6 protein-coding genes are annotated in these 8,512 nt (G+C 73.2%); 3 read left to right on the forward strand and 3 right to left on the reverse strand.

Annotated features, from left to right (window positions below):
• Positions 1-277: 277 nt before the first annotated feature.
• On the reverse strand, positions 278-826 hold the full coding sequence (locus GTW67_RS17055; protein WP_161165681.1) for a MarR family winged helix-turn-helix transcriptional regulator: 549 nt from the start codon (positions 824-826) through the stop codon (positions 278-280).
• Between the two features lie 137 nt (positions 827-963).
• On the opposite strand from GTW67_RS17055, the gene GTW67_RS17060 reads away from it, so the two are divergent.
• A complete protein-coding gene (locus tag GTW67_RS17060) occupies positions 964-2,241 on the forward strand; it encodes an MDR family MFS transporter (RefSeq protein ID WP_161165686.1) in 1,278 nt (425 codons plus the stop codon).
• A 74-nt stretch (positions 2,242-2,315) separates the two neighbouring features.
• On the opposite strand, the gene GTW67_RS17065 is transcribed toward GTW67_RS17060, so the two are convergent.
• Complete coding sequence (locus GTW67_RS17065) at positions 2,316-3,965, reverse strand: SpoIIE family protein phosphatase (protein WP_161165682.1); 1,650 nt, start codon at positions 3,963-3,965, stop codon at positions 2,316-2,318.
• 174 nt (positions 3,966-4,139) lie between these two features.
• Positions 4,140-5,513, reverse strand: a complete 1,374-nt coding sequence (locus GTW67_RS17070; protein WP_161165683.1) for an NAD(P)/FAD-dependent oxidoreductase — start codon at positions 5,511-5,513, stop codon at positions 4,140-4,142.
• A gap of 374 nt (positions 5,514-5,887) precedes the next feature.
• On the opposite strand from GTW67_RS17070, the gene GTW67_RS17075 reads away from it, so the two are divergent.
• Entirely contained in the window at positions 5,888-6,697 is an 810-nt protein-coding gene (locus tag GTW67_RS17075; protein WP_161165684.1) for a TetR/AcrR family transcriptional regulator, read from the forward strand.
• 774 nt (positions 6,698-7,471) lie between these two features.
• On the forward strand, positions 7,472-8,512 hold a 1,041-nt coding region (locus GTW67_RS17080; RefSeq protein ID WP_161165685.1), incomplete at its 3' end, for a sigma-70 family RNA polymerase sigma factor.

Consider the following 8,512-nt stretch of genomic DNA (forward strand, 5'->3'; position numbering starts at 1 on the left):
AGAGGGGGTTGTCTTCCCGGCTGTTGGGCCGTTCCGACGTCTCAAACCTTAGCGGACTTTCACGGCGTTTCCCAATCGGTGTCGACCGGGGCGCCGAGTCCCATTCGGAATTGAATTCGGACACGCCGAAACAGTCCCAGTGGGAGGTCGTGCTGGTGGTTTGGTGTGCCGCTGCTGCGGCGGGAGGTGCTGCCGAAGAACCGTTACGGCCCCGTGGCAACCCGAAGAACTCTACGTAGCCGGCAGGGGCGTGTCAAGGGGCCCCTGTCAAGATCTTTTAGTCGAGGTCGCTGAGCCGGCCGCCGGCGTCGGGCTGTGCGTGCTCGACCCTGCGCAGGAGGCGGGTGAGGACCTCGCCGAGGGCCGTCCGCTCGTCCGGTGAGAGGTCCTGGAGGAGGTCCTCCTCGAAGACCGTGGCGAGGCGCATGGCCTCCAGCCACTTCTCGCGTCCGTCAGCCGTCAGCTCGACGATCACGCGGACCCGGTTCGACTCGTCGCGCTCCCGGGTGACCAGCCCCTCCGTCACCATGCGGTCGATGCGGTGGGTCATGGCGGCCGGCGTCAGGCCGAGCCGCTTGGCGAGGTCGCCGGGGCCCAGCCGGTAGGGGGCGCCGGACAGGACGAGCGCCTTCAGCACTTCCCAGTCCGTGTTGCCGATGCCGAGCTCGGCCGTCTGGCGGCCGTACGCGACGTTCATACGCCGGTTGAGCCGGGAGAGGGCCGAGACGATCTTCTCCACCTGCGGGTCGAGGTCCTGGAACTCGCGCTGGTAGGCGGCGATCTGTTCTTCGAGTGGCGGCTCGCCGGCGCCGGAGGTGTCGCCCATGGCCGCAGTATGGCACGCCGCTCCTTTGCCTTGAAGTCCTTCGGTATGTACTCTTTAGCTTCGAACTTTAGCTTCTAAGTCTTCAGCTCTAACGGCTGGAGCGGACTACCCAAGAGAGGGTGAACGTGACCAGGGCAATGGGCGCCGCGATGCGCCGGATCCACGTGGGCAACGCACTCAGCGCGTTCGGGCTGGGCTTCACCGTCCCCTACCTGTACGTCTATGTGGCGCAGGTACGGGGACTGGGGTCCATGACGGCGGGTCTCGTACTCGCCGTCTTCGCCGTGGCCGCGCTGATCGTGCTGCCGTTCGCCGGGCGGGCCATCGTCCGGCGGGGCCCGCTGCCGGTGCTGTTGGTCGCCCTGGTCACCGCCGCGCTCGGCGCGCTGAGCCTGGGGCTCGCGGCCACGGCGGCCACCGTGCTGCTGTCCGCGGCGGCGCTGGGCGCGGGGCAGGCCGTGATGCAGCCGGCGCTCGCCACGATGATCGTGGACTGCTCGCCGTCGGAGACCCGGTCGCGCGCGTTCGCGATGCAGTTCTTCCTCCAGAACCTGGGTCTCGGCGTCGGCGGGCTCATCGGCGGCCACCTGGTCGACACCACGAGCGCCGCGTCGTTCACGATGCTGTTCGCGATCGAGGCGGCGATGTTCCTGCTGCTGGTCGTCGTGATGGCGACGGTCCGGATGCCGCGTGCGCCGCGCGTGGAGGACGCGCCGGGGCAGGCCTCCGGCGGTGGCTGGAAGCAGTTGCTGGGCAACCGGGCCATGGTGCAGCTGTGCGTACTGGGCTTCGTGCTGTTCTTCGCCTGCTACGGGCAGTTCGAGTCGGGGCTGAGCGCCTACGGTGTCGAGGCCGCCGGGATCTCGACGTCCGCGCTGGGGACGGCGCTGGCGGCGAACACGCTGATGATCGTCGTCGCGCAGTTCGCGGTGCTGAAGTTCGTGGAGCGGCGCAAGCGGTCCCGTGTGATCGCCGCCGTGGGTCTGATCTGGGCCGTGGCATGGGCGGTCGCCGGGTACGCCGGGCTCGGGCACGGCAGCCAGACGATGGCGACGGCCGCGTTCATCTCGACGTACGCGCTGTTCGGGCTGGGTGAGGCGATGCTGTCGCCGACGCTGGCGCCGCTGGTGGCCGACCTGGCGCCGACCGGGTTGGCGGGGCAGTACAACTCCGCCTTCGCCCTGGTGAAGCAGCTCGCGCTGGCGATCGGGCCGGCGGTGGGCGGGCCGCTCGGGGCCTCGCTGCACGGGCCGTACATCGTGGCGTTCCTGCTGTTCTCGCTGGGCATCACGGTGCTGGCGGTGCGGCTGGGGCGGCAGCTCACGGACGTGCAGAACCAGCCGTCGCTCGCTCGGAGCCGGGTGGTCACGCAGGGCGGGGCGCCGGCGGGTGCTGTGGCGGCCGCGGAGGCGTGAGGGATGCCGTGACGGGTTCGCGCCCGTCACGGCTCAGCGCTCAGGGATCGGGAGTCACAGCTCCGGCCCAAGGTTCACGGCTTCGGCAGGGCGAACTCGCACCAGACGGACTTGCCGCCGCCGGGCGTGCGTCTGGAGCCCCAGTTGGTGGCGATGGTCGCGACGATGGCGATGCCCCGGCCGGACTCGTCCCCCGGTTCCGCGCGGCGGCGCCTGGGCAGGTGGTCGTCGCCGTCGGTGACCTCGATGATCAGGCGGCGGTCCGTGCGGCGCAGGCGCAGGCGCATGGGGGGCGTGCCGTGCTGGAGGGAGTTGGCGACCAGCTCGCTGGTGGCCAGGACTCCCAGGTCGTGCAGGTCGGCGGGGAAGCGCCAGCTGGCGAGGACGCCGGAGGCGAAGGCACGCGCGCGGGGGGCCGCCTCGACGCCGCCGAGCAGTTCGAGGGTGGCGTTGCGGAAGAGCTCGGCCTCCGCGCCCTTGCGGGCGGGGTGCTGTAGGACCAGGACGGCCACGTCGTCGTCGTGCTCCGGGGTGACGCCGGCCGAGCGGACCAGGCGGTCGCAGATCACCTGGGGGCTGCCGGTCGCCCCGGACAGCGCGCGTTCCAGGGCGGCGATGCCCTCGTCGAGATCTTCGTTGCGGCGCTCCACCAGGCCGTCGGTGTAGAGGACGGCGGTGGAGCCGGGGGTCAGGGCGATCGAGCCCGACGCGTGCATCCAGCCGCCCGTGCCGAGCGGCGGGCCGGTGGGCTCGTCGGCGCGCTGGACGGTGCCCGTCTCGTCGCGGACCAGGATGGGCAGGTGCCCGGCGGACGCGTACACCAGCCGGCCCTCGTTCGGGTCGTGGATGGCGTAGACGCAGGTGGCGATCTGGTTGGCGTCGATCTCGGTGGCGAGGCCGTCCAGGAGCTGGAGGACCTCGTGCGGGGGCAGGTCGAGGCGGGCGTAGGCCCGTACCGCCGTACGGAGCTGGCCCATGACCGCGGCCGCGCGGACGCCTCTGCCCATGACGTCGCCGATGACCAGGGCGGTGCGGCCGCCGCCGAGGGTGATCACGTCGTACCAGTCGCCGCCGACCGCGGCCTCGGTGCCGCCGGGGTGGTAGGTGGCGGCGACGCGCAGGTCGTCGGGTTCTTCTAGCTCCTGCGGGAGCAGGGAGCGCTGGAGGGTGACGGCGGTCTCGCGCTGGCGGCTCTCGCTCGCGCGCAGGCGTGCGGCGGCTTCGGCGTGGTCGGTGACGTCGGTGGCGAAGACGAGGACGCCTCGGTCGCCGCTGCCGTCGCCTTCGGTGACCGGGGTGCAGGTGAAGGTGTAGGACCGGCCGTCGGGGGCCTTGCGGGACTTGAGGGTGCGGGGTCTGCCGCTGCGCTGGACCTGGTCGAGGAGCGGGAAGAGGCCGAGCGCGTCGAGTTCGGGGAGGGCTTCGCGGGCCCCTCTGCCGACGGGGCGTGTGCCGAAGGCCGTGGCGTAGGCGTCGTTGACGTAGGCGATGCGGTGGTCGGGGCCGTGGACGAGGGCGACGAGGGCCGGGACGCGGTCGAGGACGTCGCGTGTGGGCAGGTCGTCGACGGCCGGCACGGGCGGGGCCTCGTCGGTCAGCTGTTCGGCGCGGGCGGCGGGCACGGAGCCGTCTCCCCGGCGGTCGGGGGCGAGCGTCGTGTCGGTCCGCGCCGCGGCGCGGCGCTGTGTTCCGGGGAGTCGGGCGCTCCAGCGCGTGAAGTTCACGAATCCTTGCCTCGGGTAGTCGTCGGCGGCCGGTACCGGAACCGGCAGGGCCCGGGAGCCGCGCGGGGTGAGCGTCGGCCCGCCCGCGGTGGTGGACCAGTCTGGCAGGGTGCCGACCGGCCGACATCCGTCAGACGCCGGGCCGGCCCGGGGAGTTCCTGACTCCGGCCAGGACTACCCCTTCGGGTTGCGCGGAGGTTCCTGAGAAGGCTTTCCACCGGCCGCGAGTTCGAACTCGGCGCGGGGATGTTCGAGTGATCCCAGGGAGACGATCTCCCGTTTGAAGAGTCCGGCGAGGGCCCATTCGGCGAGCACGCGCGCTTTGCGGTTGACGGTGGGAACGCGGCTGAGGTGGTAGGCGCGGTGCATGAACCAGGCCGGGTAGCCCTTCAGCCGGCGTCCGTAGACGTGGGCGACGCCCTGGTGGAAGCCGAGGGAGGCGACGGAGCCGACGTACTTGTGCGCGTACGTGTCGAGGGGTTCGCCGCGCAGGGCGTGCGTGATGTTGTCGCCGAGGACCCTGGCCTGGCGGACGGCGTGCTGGGCGTTGGGGGCGCAGTCCGCGCCGGGTGCGGCGGCCGTGACGTCGGGGACGGCGGCGGCGTCGCCCGCGGCCCACGCGTGCGGGGCGCCGTCGACGGCGAGTTGGGGGGTGCACAGGAGCCTGCCGCGGTCGTTCAGGGGCAGGTCGGTGGCGGCGAGGACCGGGTGGGGTTTGACGCCGGCGGTCCAGACGACGGTCCGGGTGGGGAAGCGGGCGCCGTCGCTGAGGACGGCGACGCGGTCGGCGCAGGACTCCAGGCGGGTGTCGAGGCGTACGTCGATGTTGCGGCGGCGCAGTTCGGTGACGGTGTAGCGGCCCATGTCCTCGCCGACCTCGGGCAGGATGCGGCCCGAGGCCTCGACGAGGATCCACTTCATGTCCTCGGGCGTGACGTTGTGGTAGTAGCGGGCGGCGTAGCGGGCCATGTCCTCCAGCTCGCCGAGCGCCTCGACCCCGGCGAAGCCGCCGCCGACGAAGACGAAGGTGAGGGCGGCGTCCCGGACGGCGGGGTCGCGGGTGGAGGAGGCGATGTCCAGTTGTTCGAGGACGTGGTTGCGCAGGCCGATGGCCTCCTCGACGGTCTTGAAGCCGATGCCGTGATCGGCGAGGCCGGGGACGGGCAGGGTGCGCGAGACCGAGCCGGGCGCGAGGACGAGTTCGTCGTACGCGAGCCGGCGGGCGCCCGTGCCCTCCTCCTCGGTGGCGAGGGTGGTGACGGTGGCGGTGCGGCGGGTGTGGTCGATGCGCTGGGCCTCGCCGATGACGACGTGGCACTGGTCGAGGACGCGGCGCAGCGGCACGACGACGTGGCGCGGGGAGATGGAGCCGGCCGCCGCCTCGGGGAGGAACGGCTGGTACGTCATGTAGGGGTCGGGGGTGACGACGGTGATCTCCGCCTCGCCCCGCCGGAGTTCAGCCCTCAGGTTCCGCTGGAGACGCAGGGCCGTGTACATCCCGACGTAGCCGCCGCCGACAACGAGAATGCGCGCACGTTCCTTCACCATCCCATGACGCACCCGGCGCTTGCGTTTGTCCACAGGCTCGGCGATTTGTGTGACGGGAGACCACTCGGGCGCGTGGTTGGCCGGATCGCCGTGCTGTGCGGCGCCGACGCAGGTCAGCGTGGGTGGGGCGGTGAACGGACGGGGGCATATTCCGGGCGTATACCGCTCGTACTCCGATCGGGGGGCGCTCCGTGCGGAACGTGCCCCTTCTGAATTGACTCCCGCTCAACTATGTTCGTCCCCACGGAGTGTAGGGGGATGTGTTCACGGGGTCCGCGACGGGCGGGCCGCCGGACCGGGTCCGCCACCGCGCACTCCGGCTTTCGATGGCGGGGAGAGTCTCCGGGGGGAGACGTCATTACCGGGGGATTGTCATGCATGTTCAGGACTCTCATTGGTCGTCCGCGTCCACTGTCGCGCCCGGTGGCGTGATGGGTGCGGCGACGGGCGGCGGACGCGGTGACGGCGGGCGCACGGCGCCCCTGCGCGTGGACGCCCAGCGCAATCTGGAGCACGTGCTGCGCGCGGCGCGCGAGGTGTTCGGCGAGCTGGGGTACGGCGCGCCGATGGAGGACGTGGCGCGGCGCGCGCGGGTCGGTGTCGGCACGGTGTACCGGCGCTTCCCGAGCAAGGACGTCCTGGTGCGGCGGATAGCCGAGGAGGAGACGGCCCGGCTGACCGACCAGGCCCGGGCGGCGCTCGGGCAGGAGGACGAGCCGTGGTCGGCGCTGTCGCGCTTCCTGCGCACGTCGGTGGCGTCGGGGGCCGGCCGGCTGCTGCCGCCGCAGGTGCTGCGGGTCGGGGTGTCGGAGGACGGTGAGGACGCCGCCGGCGGTGGCGTGGCCGGTGAGCCCCGGGTGCCGCAGCAGCGGATGCAGCCGGCCTCCGGCGAGCTGCGGCTGGTGTCCGAGGACGCGGTGCCGCTGGGGTCGGGCACCGGCTCCGCGGGGGCGTCCCTCGGTCCGGAGGAGGATCACGGGGCGGCGGCGCTGCTGGAGGTCGTGGGCCGGCTGGTGGAGCGCGCCCGTGCGGCGGGTGAGCTGCGGCCGGACGTGTCGGTGTCGGACGTGCTGCTGGTGATAGCCACGGCGGCACCCTCGCTGCCGGACGCGGCCCAGCAGGCGGCCGCCTCGGCCCGCCTGCTGGACATCCTGCTGGAGGGCCTGCGGTCACGCCCCGCGTGAGGCGGGTGACGGCGTCGGGGGGGGCGGAGGTCGCTTCGCGCGGGGCGCCCGATCCGTCGGGGGCTGGGTGCGTGGTCCCCGGCCAGCGGGCAACGCGCGTCTCGCCCAGGGCCTGACGGGAGCGGGCCGCGTGGTCCCGAGCCGTCCGGGTCTGGGCCCGTCGTTCTTGCCCGGCGGGCACGGGGTGCCTGTCTTCTGGACGGCGGGCACAAGCCGCGCTGGTCGGCCGTCGAGCAGCGTGCTCGTACTGGTCGGCCACCGAGACCGGGTGGCTGTTGGCCAGCCGTCGGCCCCAGGGCGCGTACTGCCTGGCCGCGGGGACCGGGGTGCCTGCTGGCCGGCCGCCGATCCCGCGCGCTGCCCCGCCGCCGAGACCGGGGGCCCGTGCCGACCGGCGGTCCGACACGGGGAGCGTCACGCCCGGTCGTCGAACACGCGATGCGTACTGCCTGGCCGTCAGGCACGGGGAGCGTGCCGCTCGGTCGTCCCGCGCGGGACGCGTACTCGCTGGCCGTCGAGGCAGAGGGGTGGGTTGCCCGGCCGTCCAGCACGGGGCGCCTACCGCCCGGCCGGCAAGCGCGGGGCGTGTCCCCAGGCGGCCCGGCCGGAGGCAAAGGTGTATTCCTTCCCCTAACGGCTGAGCATTAGTACTGCGTTGCGGCAAGTGGCCACGGACGAGTGACCGTCCACGGTGCGGGTGTCTGGCGAAAAGACGCTGTGGCACCCTGACCCGGTGTTCGGGTCAGGGTGGGCAGGTGTCGGGGGCTTTGGGCGATGAGCGTTGACGGGCGGGACGGTGCACTGGGGGACGGCGAGGCCGGGCCCGGTGATCCGCCGCAGGTACCGGGTCAGGGCGGCCCTGCAAACGTCCCGCAGGGCCGCGGCGTTCCGGCGCAGCGGGAGCTGCACGAGGACAGCGTGCTGCCGCCCCCGCGCGAAGAGCCGCCGTCCGACGCCGAGCTGATCGGGCGGATGCGCGCGGGCGACGACACAGCGTACGAGGAGCTGTACCGGCGCCACGCGGACGCCGTGCGCCGGTACGCGCGCACCTGCTGCCGGGACGCGCACACCGCGGACGACCTCACCGCCGAGGTGTTCGCCCGCATGCTCCAGGCGGTGCGCGGCGGTTCAGGACCCGAGCACGCCGTACGCGCGTACCTGCTGACCGCCGTCCGGCGCGTCGCCGCGGGCTGGACGCGGTCGGCCAAGCGGGAGCACCTCGTCGACGACTTCGCCGTGTTCGCGACCCAGTCCGCGCACACCGCGAAGCCGGCCGACGACGACACCCTGGAGCTGGGCGCCGACGTGCGCGCCATGCACGAGGCCGAGCAGTCCATGGCCATGCAGGCCTTCCGGTCGCTGCCCGAGCGGTGGCAGGCCGTGCTGTGGCACACCGAGGTCGAGGACGAGTCGCCGAGCGAGGTGGCCGTGCTCTTCGGGCTGGACGCCAACGGCACACGCGTCCTCGCCAGCCGCGCCCGCGAGGGCCTGAAGCAGGCCTACCTCCAGGCGCACGTCAGCGAAGCCCTCGCCGCCGACGAGGAGTGCGCGCGCTACGCCGACCAGCTCGGCACCTACGCCCGCGGCAGGCTGCGCACCCGGGCCGAGCGGGGTCTGCGCAAGCATCTGGAGGAGTGCGCCAGGTGCCGGCTGGCGGCCAGTCAGATCGAGGAGGTCGCGAGCGGTATCCCGGCGGTGGTGCCGGTGGCGGTCATCGGCTGGTTCGGCGTCGCCGGGTACGCCAAGGCCGCCGGGCTCATCGCCGGCGGCGCGGGCGCCGGTGCGGCCGGTGCCGCGGGGGCTGCCGCAGCGGCG

The sequence above is a fragment of the Streptomyces sp. SID5910 genome, from assembly GCF_009862125.1.
GTDB lineage: Bacteria > Actinomycetota > Actinomycetes > Streptomycetales > Streptomycetaceae > Streptomyces.

Bases quoted from the DNA above. Each gene is read 5' to 3' on its own strand.
- GTW67_RS17070 (WP_161165683.1), bottom strand. From the start codon at position 5,513: ATGGTGAAGGAACGTGCGCGCATTCTCGTTGTCGGCGGCGGCTACGTC.
- GTW67_RS17060 (WP_161165686.1), top strand. From the start codon at position 964: ATGGGCGCCGCGATGCGCCGGATCCACGTGGGCAACGCACTCAGCGCG.
- GTW67_RS17075 (WP_161165684.1), top strand. From the start codon at position 5,888: ATGCATGTTCAGGACTCTCATTGGTCGTCCGCGTCCACTGTCGCGCCC.
- GTW67_RS17055 (WP_161165681.1), bottom strand. From the start codon at position 826: ATGGGCGACACCTCCGGCGCCGGCGAGCCGCCACTCGAAGAACAGATC.